The 12,900-nt window shown below is 72.9% G+C and carries 14 protein-coding genes; 3 read left to right on the top strand and 11 right to left on the bottom strand.

Annotated elements, in window-relative coordinates; genetic code table 11:
• Positions 1-80: 80 nt before the first annotated feature.
• The 6 genes from BLW82_RS28945 to BLW82_RS28920 all read right to left on the bottom strand — a co-directional run bounded on the left by BLW82_RS28945 (position 81) and on the right by BLW82_RS28920 (position 4,627).
• Positions 81-551, bottom strand: a complete 471-nt coding sequence (locus tag BLW82_RS28945) for a hypothetical protein (RefSeq protein ID WP_093503188.1) — start codon at positions 549-551, stop codon at positions 81-83.
• A gap of 435 nt (positions 552-986) precedes the next feature.
• A complete protein-coding gene (locus BLW82_RS28940; protein ID WP_093503186.1) occupies positions 987-1,337 on the bottom strand; it encodes a cytidine/deoxycytidylate deaminase family protein in 351 nt (116 codons plus the stop codon).
• A 43-nt stretch (positions 1,338-1,380) separates the two neighbouring features.
• The gene (locus tag BLW82_RS28935; RefSeq protein ID WP_093503184.1) at positions 1,381-1,740 is read right to left on the bottom strand and encodes an MmcQ/YjbR family DNA-binding protein; all 360 of its coding nucleotides are present in this window, start codon (positions 1,738-1,740) and stop codon (positions 1,381-1,383) included.
• Entirely contained in the window at positions 1,737-3,038 is a 1,302-nt protein-coding gene (locus BLW82_RS28930; protein ID WP_093503182.1) for a hemolysin family protein, read from the bottom strand. Before BLW82_RS28930 ends, BLW82_RS28935 begins: the two co-directional genes overlap by 4 nt.
• A gap of 9 nt (positions 3,039-3,047) precedes the next feature.
• The gene (ybeY, locus tag BLW82_RS28925; protein ID WP_093503180.1) at positions 3,048-3,545 is read right to left on the bottom strand and encodes an rRNA maturation RNase YbeY; all 498 of its coding nucleotides are present in this window, start codon (positions 3,543-3,545) and stop codon (positions 3,048-3,050) included.
• Between the two features lie 14 nt (positions 3,546-3,559).
• Positions 3,560-4,627 (bottom strand): PhoH family protein, encoded by a 1,068-nt coding sequence (locus BLW82_RS28920; protein ID WP_093503178.1) that lies wholly within the window; start codon positions 4,625-4,627, stop codon positions 3,560-3,562.
• Between the two features lie 251 nt (positions 4,628-4,878).
• Between BLW82_RS28920 and BLW82_RS28915 the strand changes: the two genes are divergently transcribed.
• Positions 4,879-5,568 (top strand): FAD binding domain-containing protein, encoded by a 690-nt coding sequence (locus BLW82_RS28915; protein ID WP_093503176.1) that lies wholly within the window; start codon positions 4,879-4,881, stop codon positions 5,566-5,568.
• Between the two features lie 211 nt (positions 5,569-5,779).
• On the opposite strand, the gene BLW82_RS28910 is transcribed toward BLW82_RS28915, so the two are convergent.
• The gene (locus BLW82_RS28910; protein WP_093503174.1) at positions 5,780-6,955 is read right to left on the bottom strand and encodes a carbohydrate kinase family protein; all 1,176 of its coding nucleotides are present in this window, start codon (positions 6,953-6,955) and stop codon (positions 5,780-5,782) included.
• 205 nt (positions 6,956-7,160) lie between these two features.
• Complete coding sequence (locus tag BLW82_RS28905) at positions 7,161-8,111, bottom strand: 5-dehydro-4-deoxyglucarate dehydratase (RefSeq protein WP_177233102.1); 951 nt, start codon at positions 8,109-8,111, stop codon at positions 7,161-7,163.
• Between the two features lie 107 nt (positions 8,112-8,218).
• Between BLW82_RS28905 and BLW82_RS28900 the strand changes: the two genes are divergently transcribed.
• A complete protein-coding gene (locus tag BLW82_RS28900; RefSeq protein WP_093503172.1) occupies positions 8,219-8,995 on the top strand; it encodes an IclR family transcriptional regulator in 777 nt (258 codons plus the stop codon).
• A gap of 340 nt (positions 8,996-9,335) precedes the next feature.
• Entirely contained in the window at positions 9,336-10,526 is a 1,191-nt protein-coding gene (locus tag BLW82_RS28895; protein WP_256215996.1) for an MFS transporter, read from the top strand.
• Here the strand turns inward: BLW82_RS28895 and BLW82_RS28890 are convergent.
• From BLW82_RS28890 to BLW82_RS28880, 3 genes are read right to left on the bottom strand one after another with little or no spacing between them, the layout of a single operon-like run.
• Complete coding sequence (locus BLW82_RS28890; RefSeq protein WP_177233101.1) at positions 10,523-11,527, bottom strand: adenosine deaminase; 1,005 nt, start codon at positions 11,525-11,527, stop codon at positions 10,523-10,525. The two genes, BLW82_RS28895 and BLW82_RS28890, sit on opposite strands and share 4 nt — an antisense overlap.
• A 20-nt stretch (positions 11,528-11,547) precedes the next feature.
• A complete protein-coding gene (locus BLW82_RS28885; protein WP_093503168.1) occupies positions 11,548-12,453 on the bottom strand; it encodes a ribonuclease Z in 906 nt (301 codons plus the stop codon).
• A 6-nt stretch (positions 12,454-12,459) separates the two neighbouring features.
• Positions 12,460-12,813 carry a histidine triad nucleotide-binding protein gene (locus BLW82_RS28880; RefSeq protein ID WP_093503166.1) on the bottom strand — a complete coding sequence of 118 codons (354 nt, stop codon included), beginning with the start codon at positions 12,811-12,813 and terminating at the stop codon, positions 12,460-12,462.
• Positions 12,814-12,900 lie beyond the last annotated feature (87 nt).

Below are 12,900 nucleotides of genomic sequence, written 5' to 3'. Positions count from 1 at the left end.
TGAGAAGTCAATGGAGATGCCGCAGAAAACCTGACGGTTCATCAGCTTCTGCGGCATCCGGAACGAAGCCCTCAGCGGGCTCAGTCCATGACGAACGGTCCGGGCGACTGGGCGGCGCTCGATGTACAGGTGACGGTGATGCCGAAGATGACCATCTTCAGCGAGCCGCCGTGGAAGTCGAGGCTGTCGCCGGAGGCCACGGTGCCGGGGAGCGGGCCGACGGTGACCGGGGCGCCGGTGGCCATGGCCGGGTTCACGGTCCCGCTGAACACGCGCGAGCTGCCGGTGGAGTTGGCCAGGGTGAGCGTGGAGGTGATCGAGTTCGCCGACAGGGCGAGCGGTGCGGTGATCGCGCTGGAGGTGAGGGTGACGGTGGACGAGGTGCCGCTCTGGGTCGCGGTGAGCGTGGCCGAGCCGCCGCCGAAGATGCCGCAGGCGGCGGTGACGGTGGCGGTGGTCGGGGTGACGGCGGCGGCCGAGGGCGCGAAGGCCAGCGCCGTGGCGGCGAGGGCCCCCGCCGCGAGTGCCGCACCGGTGGCTGTTCGTTTCATGGGGATCGGGCTCCCTTCCCGTTGCGTGGGAATGCCATGTGGGGATGGCGACCCCGGTCCGGGTGGGTGCGGACACACCGCGGGGCCGAATCTGACGGTCCGTCGGAACTTACGGTCCCATTGATGCGCGAGCGACACAGACCTACAAGGTTGAAATCTGGCCGACTCGGGGGGCGGCGGGTAGGGGTGGCTCAGGGGTGTGGGCGAGTGCGGGTGGTGTGTGGCTGGTCGCGCAGTTCCCCGCGCCCCTTTGGGCGGGACCAGCACAGGCGCCCCGAAGGGGCGCGGGGAACTGCACGAGCAACCCCCGTGCGCCCGCACTCGCCCACACCCCTGAGCCACCCTCGGTCAACCAGCCCCCGCCCCTCCCCCGACGGAGTCAGAGAGGACCTCGCTTCTCAGCGGAGCGAGTCGGGCGGGCGGGTGGGCGAAGGACTAGGCAGGGACAGTGAGCCGCACCTCCCCGTCGGCCCCCGCGAGCAGCACCGGCGTCCCCGGCCCGCCAAGATCCCGCACCGCCGCCAGATCCTCCGCCGAAACCCCGTCGGCCCCGGAAACCACCGCCGCCGCCTCCAACGACTCCGCCCCCGACGCCACCGCCATCGCCACCGCCGTCCGCAGCGCGCTCAGCTTCAGCGAGGCGAGCTCCACGGTCCCCGCCACATACGTACGGCCCGTCGAGTCCCGTACGGCCGCCCCCTCGGGCACCCCGTTGCGGGCCCGGGCCGAGCGGGCCAGGGTGACGATCTTGCGGTCCTCGGCATCAAGCGCGTTGCTCTCGGTCATTCCCCGAGCATACGAACCCCACGCTTGACTCGGTCAACCCGGCTCACGGCCGGTCCAGCCGCAGCCGCTCCGCTCTCGGCAGGCCGGCGACGACGAGGTCGTACGAGTCCTCGATCAGCTCTTTCACGAGCCGGTCGGGGAGGTCGCCGTCCACGGTCACGGTGTTCCAGTGCCGCTTGTTCATGTGGTAGCCCGGCGCGATCAGCCCCTCGTGGTCGGTGCGGAGCCGCACCGCGTCGTCGGGGTCGCACTTGAGGTTGACCTTGAGCGGCTTCGCGTCCATCCAGCTCAGCGCGAACATCTTGCCGAGCACCTTGAAGACCGAGACGTCCGGGTTGAAGGGAAAGTCCTCCTCGGCCGCGTTGAAGGAGAGGCAGAAGGCGCGGAGCCGGTCCGGGGTCACTCGGGGTCGTCCTCCGAGGCGTCGGGCACCGGCACCGGCTCCACCAGTACCGTCACGATCTTGTTGCGGCGGCCGGCCGCCGACTCGGCGGTGAGGGCCAGCCTGCGGCCGTCGGGGAGTTCGACCTGGGCGGAGGCGCCGGCGATCGGCACCCTGCCGAGGGCCTTCGCGAGCAGGCCGCCGACCGTCTCCACGTCCTCGTCGTCGTACTCCTCCAGGCCGTACAGCTCGCCGAGGTCGGTGATGTCGAGCCGGGCGGTGACCCGGTAGCGGTCGTCGCCGAGGTCGGTGACGGGCGGGAGTTCACGGTCGTACTCGTCGGTGATCTCGCCGACGATCTCCTCCAGGATGTCCTCGATGGTGACGATCCCGGCCGTGCCGCCGTACTCGTCGATGACGACGGCGACGTGGTTGCGTTCCTTCTGCATCTCGCGCAGCAGGTCGCCGGCGTTCTTGGTGTCGGGCACGAAGAACGCGGGCCGCATCGCCGTGGAGACCAGGTCGGACTCGGACTCCCGGCTGATGTGGGTCTTGCGGACCAGGTCCTTGAGATACACGATGCCGACGATGTCGTCCTCGCTCTCCCCGGTGACGGGGATGCGCGAGAAACCCGAGCGCAGGGCGAGGGTGAGGGCCTGGCGGATCGTCTTGTACCGCTCGATGACGACGAGGTCGGTGCGCGGGACCATGACCTCCCGGACGAGTGTGTCGCCGAGTTCGAAGACCGAATGCACCATGCGGCGCTCGTCGTCCTCGATCAGCGACTCCTTCTCGGCGAGGTCGACCAGCGCGCGCAGTTCGGCCTCGGAGGCGAACGGGCCGCGCCTGAAGCCCTTGCCGGGGGTGAGCGCGTTGCCGATGAGGATGAGCAGATACGGGATCGGGCCCATGATGCGGGCCAGCGGCAGCAGCACGTACGCGGCGGCCGTCGCCGTGTTCAGCGGGTGCTGGCGGCCGATGGTGCGCGGGGAGACGCCGATGGCGACGTACGACACGAGGACCATCACGCCGATCGCGGCGAGCAGCGCCTGCCAGGTGGCGGGGATCTCCTGGAGGCACTCGTAGGTGACCAGGGCCGCGGCCGCCATCTCGCAGGCGACGCGGACCAGCAGCGCCACGTTGAGGTAGCGGGTGGGGTCGGCGGCGAGTTCGGCGAGCTTGGCACTGCCGCGCCGCCCCGACTTCACCGCCTCCTCGGCCCGGAAGCTGGAGACGCGGGCGATGCCGGCCTCGGCGCAGGCGGCCAGCCAGGCGACGACGACCAGCGCGATCGCGCCGAGGACGATCTGCGGACTCATGCTGCCCGCTTACGAGACGGTCGGCGCCGGCGAGGGCCCGGTCAGGCCCCGCTCCCCGCGCCAGCCGTCCACGATGGCCGCCTGCAGACCGAACATCTCGGCCTTCTCGTCGGGCTCCTCGTGGTCGTAGCCGAGCAGGTGCAGCACGCCATGGACGGTGAGCAGCTGGAGCTCCTCGTCCATGGAGTGCTGGGTATCGGCCTCGGCCCCCTGCTTGGCGGCGACCTCCGGGCAGAGCACGATGTCGCCGAGCAGCCCCTGCGGCGGCTCGTCCTCGTCCTTCGACGGCGGCCGCAGCTCGTCCATCGGGAACGACATGACATCCGTCGGACCCGGCAGGTCCATCCACTGGATGTGCAGCTGCTCCATGGCGTCGGCGTCCACGACGATCACCGAGAGCTCGGAGAGCGGGTGGATGCGCATCCGTGCGAGCGCGTAGCGGGCGATGTCGAGGATCGCCTGCTCGTCGACCTCGGTTCCGGACTCGTTGTTGACGTCGATCGACATGGCGCTGTGCTTGTCTACTTCCCCTTGTGCGCGGACTTCGGACGGCCGCCCTTGTGCGTGCCGTTCTCGGTGCCGTGCGTGCTGTCGTACTTCTCGTACGCGTCGACGATACGGCCCACCAGCTTGTGCCGTACGACATCGTGGGACGTCAGCCGGGAGAAGTGCACGTCGTCCACGCCGTCCAGGATGTCCTGCACCTGGCGCAGACCGGACTTGGTGCCGTTCGGCAGGTCGACCTGCGTCACGTCACCGGTGATCACGATCTTCGACTCGAAGCCGAGCCGGGTGAGGAACATCTTCATCTGCTCGGGCGAGGTGTTCTGCGCCTCGTCGAGGATGATGAAGGCGTCGTTGAGCGTACGGCCGCGCATGTACGCCAGCGGCGCGACCTCGATGGTCCCGGCCGCCATCAGCCGCGGGATCGAGTCGGGGTCGAGCATGTCGTGCAGCGCGTCGTACAGCGGGCGCAGGTACGGGTCGATCTTCTCGTAGAGCGTGCCCGGCAGGAAGCCGAGCCGCTCGCCCGCCTCGACCGCGGGCCGGGTCAGGATGATGCGGTTGACCTGCTTGGACTGCAGGGCCTGCACCGCCTTGGCCATGGCCAGGTAGGTCTTGCCGGTGCCCGCGGGCCCGATGCCGAAGACGATCGTGTGCTTGTCGATCGCGTCGACGTACCGCTTCTGGTTGAGGGTCTTGGGGCGGATGGTGCGGCCGCGCGAGGACAGGATGTTCTGCGTCAGAACCTGGGCCGGGGTCTCCTCCGCGCCCTCCCCGTTCTCGCTCGCCCGCAGCATGGCGATCGAGCGTTCCACTCCGTCCTCCGTCATCGGCTGCCCGGTGCGGAGCACCAGCATCATCTCGTCGAACAGGCGCTGTATGAGGGCGACTTCACGTGCGTCGCCGACCGCGCTGATCTCGTTGCCCCGGACATGGATGTCGGCCGCCGGGAAGGCCTTCTCGATCACGCGCAGCAGGGAGTCGCCGGATCCCAGCACGGTGACCATGGGGTGCTGGGCGGGAACCTCGAACTGAGCTCGGGCCTGCTGCTGCGCGGGAGTGTGAGCTGTGGGTGTCTGAGTCATGGGCCGGCGCTGAAGGCCTGCGGTTCCTCCTCGTCACGGCCGCGTAGCTGAGGGCGGCCTCGCGTTATCAAGCGTACGACGCGGGGCCGACAACGCCGTAGGCCTTTTCACAGCGGAAGGCGCCCCCGGTGCGGCCGTGAGCCCTGCATGCGCTCCCGCACGCCGGGGCAGGATCGGGCCGTCACCGCCCTCGCGTGGCCGGGGGCCCGCGTCCGCTCCACGCCACCTGTCCGCAGAGAAAGCAGGTAGCCGTGCTGCTGCGACTGCCCACGTCGGTGTCCGAGGCCCGCGCCTGCCTGGCCGAGGGGGCGATACCGGTCGGCGGAGCGACCCTGGTGTGGGCCGCGTGGCAGCGGGACGGCTTCCCGGAACAGGCGGTGTCCCTGCGGAAGGTACCGGAGGCGACGGCGCTGGGGAACGGGGCGCTCGGCGGTGCCGTCCTTCTCCACCAGGTGGACGACCGGGTCCCGGAGGTGCTGCGGCAGGCCGCGAAGGGCGTCGGCACGGGGGCGGTGCGCCGGGCGGCGACGGTGGGCGGGAACGTCGCCGGGTCCACCCTGCGGGACCTGCTGCCGGCGGCGCTGGTGCTGGACGCGTGGGCCGAGGTGCTCACGGCGGACGGGGTGTACGAGGTGGACCTCGCCGAGGTGCAGGCCAAGTCGCCGGTGCTGCTCGCGCTGCGCTGGCGGGAGCCGGTGACGGGGGCGTACACGAAGGTGGCCGACCCGGCGGGCGGCGAGGTCCCGACCATCGTGGCGGCGGCGGTGGACACGGCGGGTGTGCTGCGGGTCGCGGTGCGGGAGGGGTACGCGGTGAGCAGCGGGGGCGTGGGGGCCGACGGGGGCGGGGTGGAGGAGCTGTTCGCCGGGGCGCTGTCCGGGGTGTCGGAGGCGGGGCGGTCGCTGGTGCGGCAGCAGGTCGCCAAGGTGCGGGGAGAGTGAGGGCCGGTCGTCGCGTGCGGCCCGGTGGGGGCTCGGCGCGCGGTTCCCCGCGCCCCTTACGGGGCGCCGCGGTCGCGTCGGCCGTACGGCTGCGGGCAGGCGTCTCCGTTCGTCGGCCGCGGACGGTCGCGCCGCTGGGTGGGCACGGGTGAGCGCGGGTGAGTCCCCCCGGGCCCCCAGGCGGCCGCGGCTGCAGCCGCGGCCGTGACAGTCACCCCGCCCGTCCGAACCCGATCGTCGGTACCGCCCTGCGCAGTGGCCACGGCCTCACCTGGTCCTCCTCCGGTACCAGGCCCTCCAGGAACGCGTACCGGCGCAGGGCGGCCGGATCCTGTCCCGGCACGGACTGCACCCTGCGCCACCACGCCCCGATCTCCGACCACCCGGGAGCGGACAGCGAGCCGCCGAACTCCTGGACGGACAGCGCCGCCGTGAGACCCGCGAAGGCGAGGCGGTCGGCGAGCGGCCAGTCGGCGAGGGTGCCGGTGACGAAGCCGGCGACGAAGACGTCCCCCGCACCGGTCGGGTCGAGGGCCTCCACGGCGATCGCCGGGACCTCCGCGGACTCGCCGGTACGCCCGTCGACGGCGTAGGCGCCCTCCGACCCGAGGGTGACGACGGCGAGCGGCACGTACTCGGTGAGGGCGTGCGCGGCGGCCCGCGGGCTGTCCGCGCCGGTGTACCGCTGTGCCTCCTCCGCGTTGGGCAGGAACGCCTCGCAGTGTTCGAGGTCGGCGAGCCCGGCCAGGTCCCAGGCACCGGTGTCGTCCCAGCCGACGTCGGCGAATATCCGGGTGCCCTCGGCGGCCGCCCTGGCGATCCAGGGGTTGCGTTTGCCGGGCGTGAGGGAGGCGACGGCGGCACGCGCACGGGCGGGGTGGCCCGGTGCGTTCTGCTGGCGGAACAGCAGGTCCGCGGGCGGCTCGTGCCCGTGCGAGACCATGGTCCGCTCCCCCTCGTACGCCATGGAGACGGTGACCGGCGAGTGCCAGCCGGGCACGGTCCGGGACGGGGAGAGGTCGATGCCCTCGCCCCGGGCGAGGGCGTCCCAGCAGTACTCGCCGTAGTGGTCGTCGCCGAAGGCGGCCGCGAGGGAGGTCTTCAGGCCGAGGCGGGCGAGGGCGGTGGCCATGTTGGCGACGCCGCCGGGGCTGGAGCCCATGCCGCGGGCCCAGGACTCGGTGCCGCGCACCGGCGCGCTGTCGAGGCCGGTGAAGACGATGTCGAGGAAGACGGTGCCGGTGAGGTAGACGTCCCAGGGCGGTTCGTCGGGCGTGCGCAGGGCCGCCAGCGGGTCGACCTGCGCGGCGCAGTGCGGTGTTGTTGCTCCCCTGTCGTCGTCGAGGTACTCCGGTTCCTCTCCGGCGAACGCGTTGGACGCGGTCACGGTGCGCTCCCTGACGTGGTGCGGATCCGGCCAGTGTGCACCATGTCACCGGAGCGGCGGCCGCTCTCGCCGTACGACCCGCCCGATCGGGCGGCGGCCGCGACCGGTCAGCCGGGAGCGTACGGCTGGTGCTCGACCTGCGTGTTCAGCAGCGGCGGGGCGGCGGCGAGGACCGGCGTGCGGCGGCCGTCGGTGAGGCTGAGGTTCACCGGGACGCTCCCACGAGGCCGAGGCCGGCGTCGAGCAGGGTCCCGAGCTCGGCCAGGTCCGCGGCGGACGGGTCGGTGAGCGGGGCGCGCACGGGTCCCACCGGCAGGCCGCGCAGCCGGGCCGCCGCCTTCACCAGCGACACCGCGTATCCGGGCACCCGGTCGCGCAGTTCGACGAACGGCACGTAGAAGTCGCGCAGCAGCTTGTCGACGGTGCCCCGGTCACCGTCCTGGAGGGCGGCGAAGAAGGCGTCGGCGATCTCCGGGGCGAAGGCGTGCACGGCGGAGGAGTACGCGGGGACGCCGACCGTCGCGTATGCGCGGGCCTGGATCTCGGCGGTGGCGGCGCCGTTGAAGAAGAGGAAGCCGTCGGGGGCGGCGAGGGTCAGCCGCTGGAGCCGGTCGAGGTCGCTGTGCCCGTCCTTGAGGCCGATGACGCCGGGGATGCGCGCGATCCGCGCCAACGACCCGGCGGTGTACGCGACCTGGCCGCGCTGGTAGACGACGAGCGGCAGCCCGGTCCGGCCCGCGATGGCCTCGACCTGGGCGACCAGCCCGTCCTGCGGGGCGGCGACGAGGTAGTGCGGCAGCACGAGCAGGGCGTCCGCCCCCGCCTCCTCCGCGACGCGCGCGAACCGGACGGCCTGCGCCCAGCCGTACCCGATCCCGGCGACCACGGGCACCCGCCCGCCGGCCTCCTCGACCGCCACCGTCACCACCTGCCGGTACTCCTCCTCGTCCAGCGAGAAGAACTCCCCGGTCCCGCAGGCCGGGAAGAGGGCGCCGGGCGCGGCGGCCAGCCGGCCGGCCACGTACGCCCGGAACCCGTCCACGTCGAGGGACCCGTCGGCACGGAACGAGGTGAGCGGGAACGACAGCACCCCGCCCGCCATCCCGTCCCGCAGCCTCCGCGCCACCCGCTCCGGCCGTCCGGCCACCGCACCCATCTCGCCGTCTCCCCATGTAGACATCATCCACGTATGAAGACAGAGACTAGATATGCGAACGCCCCCCGTCAACGGCGCACCCCTCCCCGCCCCCCTACGATCTGCACATGTCCGAGACAGCAGGGGTCCGCGAGGTGAAGTCCGCGGCGCGCACCGTGGAGCTGCTGGAGCTCCTCGCCGCCCGCGGCGACCGCCCGGCCCGCCTCCAGGAACTGGCGGACGGCCTCGGCGTCCCGCGCAGCTCCATGTACGCCCTCCTCCAGACGCTGATCGCCCGCGGCTGGGTGCGCACCGACACCACCGGCTCGCTCTACGGCATCGGCATCCGCACCCTGCTGACCGGCACCAGCTACCTGGACTCCGACCCGCGCGTCCGCCTCGTCCGCCCCTACCTCGACGAGGCCTCCGAGGCGCTCGGCGAGACGATCCACCTGGGCCGCCTGGACGGCCCGGACGTGGCGTACCTGGCGACCCGGGAGTCCCACGAGTACCTGCGCACGATCAGCCGCGTGGGCCGCCGCCTCCCGGCCCACGCGGGCGCCCTCGGCAAGGCACTGCTGGCGGAACGCCCGGACGCCGGCCTCCCCGCGGGCCCCTACCGGTCCCTCACCCCCCACACCCACACCACGCCGGACACCCTCGCCGCCGACCTGGCCGGAATCCGCGCCCGCGGCTACTCGGTCGACCGCGAGGAAAGCGTCCTCGGCATCACCGGCTACGGCTTCGCCCTGCGGTACGACACCCCGGCCCAGGACGCCATCAGCTGCTCGGTACCGGTGGCCCGCCTCACGCCGGAGCACGAGGCGGAGATCGTGACGGTGATGCAGGAGACCCGCACGAGAATCGAGTCGGCGACGACGGGCGGCACGGTCAACTGGCGCTGAGGGGGCGGGGGACCGGTTCGTCGCCGGGTGCGGGCCGGTGGGGGCTTGTCGCGCGGCAGGTCCCCGCGCCCCTCACGGCGCGGTAGCGCCCTCAGGGGCGCGGGGACCTGCGCGAGCGACGACCACGGCCCGCACCCGGCCCTCCACCGAACCCCCCACGACGCGCGGCGCCGCTACCCCCTCCCCCGCACCCGAAACCTCACCGTGCCCCACATCACACCCCCCACCCTTCTGCTCCCCCTCCCCACTTGATACAAATTGCCCGCGCGTTCCTGTCCCTCGACGGCCTGCGCCCAACCCCCTTCCTGCACCGCTCCTTTCGCATGCCCTGGGAACGCCCGTGTCCGCCCCCCGCACCACCGCCTGGCCCCTCGTCGCCCTTTTCACGGCCGGGTACCTGGCCCCGTACCTGCTCCCGACCACGGTCGGCCGGCTCGCGTCGGGACTCCCCCTCTCCGCCACGTGGGCGGGCGCCGTCGGCAGTGCCCTGCTGCTGAGTTCGGCGACGGCGGGCTTCCTGCTCGCGTCCCGGGTCGACCGCGTCGGCGCCCGGACGCTCGCCCGCCTGGGCCTGCTCCTCGCGGCCCTCGGCTACGGCGGCGCCGCCCTGACCACGACCGTCCCCGCGGTCGTCGCCGGCGCGGTCGTCGGCGGCTTCGGCTCCGGCACGGTCACCGCGGTCGCCGCCACCGGCATCGCCGCACAGCGGGACCCCCACCGCACCACCACCCTCGGCCTGCTCGGCGTCTCCGCCCTCGCGGGTGCCGTCTATCTGACGGTCCCGCACCTGGGCCCCGGCCACGCGCAGCCCCTCGCCGCGCTCGCGCTCACGGCGCTCGCGGTCTGGCCGTTCACCGCCCGCCTGTCCCCCCGTACCGCCCCGGCCCTGCCCCGCGCCGCCGCCGGCTCCCGGCTCCCGCACCTCCGCTCGGGCCTGCTGCTGGCCGCCGCGATGCCGTGCTGGTCGGCCGCGCAGAACTCGCTGTGGGGGGTCAGCGGCCGGATCGGCCTGACGCAGGCGCACCTCGGCGAGGCCACCGTCGGCGCGGTGTTCGCGGTGGGGCTCGGCACCGGCCTGCTCGGTGTGGTCGGCGCGGGCGCCCTCGGCCCGCGGCTCGGCCGGGCGCTGCCGATCGGCCTGGGGACCGTGCTGATCGCGGGGTGCATCGCGCTCAGCGCGTCCGCGACCGACCTGACGACGTTCGCGTCCGGCGAGATCGCCTGGAACCTGCTCTACCCGGTCGTCCTGTCGTACGTCATCGGGCTGGCCGCCGCCCTCGACCCGCGGGGCCGCTGGGCGGTGCTGGTCGGCTCGGCGTCGTCGCTGGGGACGGCCGTCGGCCCGATGACCGGCAGCCTGCTGGCGGCGCGGGCCGGTTTCCCGGCGATGGGGACGGTCCTCGCGGTGGGGCTGCTGGCGGTCGCGGTGCCGCTGACGGCGGTGGCACTGCGGCGCAGGACCACCACCGTCGCGACCGGCCCGGCGCTCACCGACGGGACGACGCCGGTACGGCTGGACGTCGCGGCCTAGCCGTGGGCCCGGCCGAACTCGAAGGCGTCCACCTCCGCGAGGTAGCGCGCCCGCAGCTCCTCGTCGTCGTCGAGGAAGGACGCGAGGAAGGAGTTGCGGGCCAGTCCCCGCATCTGCTCCCTGGACAGGCCCAGGGCGTCGCGCACGGCGTGGTAGTTGTCGGCGACGTAACCGCCGAAGTAGGCCGGGTCGTCGGAGTTGACCGTGCACAGCAGCCCGGCGTCGATCATGGCCGGAAGCGGGTGGTCGGCGAGCACGTCGACCGCGCGCAGCCGGACGTTCGACAGCGGGCACAGCGTCAGCGGGATCCGCTCCCGCACCAGACGCTCCACCAGTCGCGGGTCCTCCATGCAGCGCAGCCCGTGGTCGACGCGTTCGACGCCGAGCACGTCCAGCGCCTCGGTGATGTACTCCGGCGGCCCCTCCTCGCCCGCGTGGGCCACCCGCCGCAGCCCCAGCGCGGCCGCCGCCTCGTACACCGCGCGGAACTTGGCCGGCGGATGCCCGACCTCGGCCGAGTCGAGCCCGATGCCGGTGATCCGGTCGAGGTAGGGCTTCGCCGCCTCCAGGGCGGCCATCGCCGACTCGGCCGGCTCGTCCCGCAGGAAGCACATGATGAGGCGGGTGGAGATCCCGTGGCTGTCGACGCTGCGGCCGAGCGCCCGCCACAGGCCCTCGACGACCGTCCCCATGTCCACGCCCCGCGCGAGGTGCGCCTGCGGATCGAAGAAGATCTCCGCGTGCCGCACGCCCTGCGCGGCGGCCCGTGACAGGTAGGCGTCGGCGAGGTCGTCGAAGTCCTGCTCGGTGCGCAGGACGGTCATGAGCTCGTAGTAGAGGTTCAGGAAGGACTGCAGGTCCTCGAACTGGTAGGCCTTGCGGAGCGCTTCGGTGTCCGCGTAGGGCAGTTCGACGCCGTTGCGGGCGGCCAGCAGGAACGCCAGCTCGGGCTCCAGGGTGCCTTCGATGTGGAGGTGCAGTTCTGCTTTGGGGAGGGGCATCAAAGCATCGTACGGTCGTTTCACCTGCGCTTCGGGACCGGCACTCGGAGCAGGTCGTGGGCGACGGTCAGCTCCCCCGCGTAGCCGACGGCGCGCGCCTGCCGTTCGAACTCCTCGGGCTCGGAGTAGCGCTGGCTGAAGTGGGTCAGCACCAGGTGCCGTACGCCCGCGTCGCGGGCGACGGCCGCCGCCTGTCCGGCGGTCAGGTGGCCGTGGTCGGCGGCGAGTCCGGCGTCCTCGTCGAGGAAGGTCGACTCGATGACGAGCAGGTCGCAGCCCTCGGCGAGGGCGTGCACGCCCTCGCACAGCCGGGTGTCCATGACGAACGCGAACCGCTGGCCGGACCGCACCTCGCTGACCTCGTCGAGCGTGACGTCCCCGAGGACGCCCTCGCGCTGGATCCGGCCGACGTCGGGGCCGGTGATGCCGTGCGCGGCGAGCCGTTCGGGCAGCATGCGGCGGCCGTCGGGCTCGGTGAGCCGGTAGCCGTACGACTCGACGGGGTGGGAGAGCTTGCGGGCTTCCAGCGTGTAGGCGGGGGTGACCGCGAGGTCGCCGTCCGCGTCGACCGGGGCCTCGGTGATGCCGACGGTCTCGCGGTAGGCGGTGGCGTACCGGAGCCGGTCGAAGAAGCGCTGGCCGGACTTCGGGTAGTGGGCGGTGACCGGGTGCGGGACCTGGTCGAGGTTGATGCGCTGGACGACGCCGGCGAGGCCGAGGGAGTGGTCGCCGTGGAAGTGGGTGACGCAGATCCGGTTCAGGTCGTGGGCGGCGACCCCGGCCCGCAGCATCTGCCGCTGGGTGCCCTCGCCGGGGTCGAAGAGGATGCCCTCGCCGTCCCAGCGCAGCAGGTAGCCGTTGTGGTTGCGGTGCCGGGTGGGGACCTGGCTGGCGGTGCCGAGCACCACCAGCTCACGTACGGACACGGCGGGTCACCCGGGCGGCCACTGGAGGCCGCGGCCGCCGATGACGTGGGCGTGGGCGTGCCAGACGGTCTGGCCGGCGCCGCTGCCGGTGTTGAAGACGAGGCGGTAGCTCTCCAGCTTGTCCTCGTCGGCGACGGCCTGGGCCTCGCGCAGTATGTCGGCGGCGACGGCGGGTTCGCCGGCGGCGAGCTCGGCCGCGTTCCGGTAGTGGACCTTGGGGATCACCAGGACATGGGTGGGGGCCTGGGGGTTGATGTCCCGGAAGGCGACGGTGGTGTCCGTCTCCCGGACGATCGTCGCGGGAACGTGGCCTGCGACGATCTTGCAGAACAGGCAGTCGTCCTGGGGTTCCCCTGCCACGTCTTCTCCTCGCCAGGTGATCGGTTTCGGGGCATCGTATCGTCGTCGGGTGCGCGCCCGGTGGGGGCTGGGCGCGCCCGGTGGCGG

The organism is Streptomyces sp. Ag109_O5-10 (assembly GCF_900105755.1).
In the GTDB taxonomy this organism is placed as follows: domain Bacteria; phylum Actinomycetota; class Actinomycetes; order Streptomycetales; family Streptomycetaceae; genus Streptomyces.
The sequence above is the reverse complement of the archived record's forward strand: the minus strand, read 5'-3'. Positions and strand labels throughout refer to the sequence as shown.

What these genes read in the sequence shown, in the direction of transcription:
- BLW82_RS28940 (WP_093503186.1), bottom strand. Translation starts at nt 1,337, where the DNA reads ATGACCGAGAGCAACGCGCTTGATGCCGAGGACCGCAAGATCGTCACC.
- BLW82_RS28900 (WP_093503172.1), top strand. Translation starts at nt 8,219, where the DNA reads ATGTCCGAGACAGCAGGGGTCCGCGAGGTGAAGTCCGCGGCGCGCACC.
- BLW82_RS28920 (WP_093503178.1), bottom strand. Translation starts at nt 4,627, where the DNA reads ATGACTCAGACACCCACAGCTCACACTCCCGCGCAGCAGCAGGCCCGA.
- BLW82_RS28945 (WP_093503188.1), bottom strand. Translation starts at nt 551, where the DNA reads ATGAAACGAACAGCCACCGGTGCGGCACTCGCGGCGGGGGCCCTCGCC.
- ybeY (WP_093503180.1), bottom strand. Translation starts at nt 3,545, where the DNA reads ATGTCGATCGACGTCAACAACGAGTCCGGAACCGAGGTCGACGAGCAG.
- BLW82_RS28890 (WP_177233101.1), bottom strand. Translation starts at nt 11,527, where the DNA reads ATGCCCCTCCCCAAAGCAGAACTGCACCTCCACATCGAAGGCACCCTG.
- BLW82_RS28905 (WP_177233102.1), bottom strand. Translation starts at nt 8,111, where the DNA reads ATGGGTGCGGTGGCCGGACGGCCGGAGCGGGTGGCGCGGAGGCTGCGG.
- BLW82_RS28930 (WP_093503182.1), bottom strand. Translation starts at nt 3,038, where the DNA reads ATGAGTCCGCAGATCGTCCTCGGCGCGATCGCGCTGGTCGTCGTCGCC.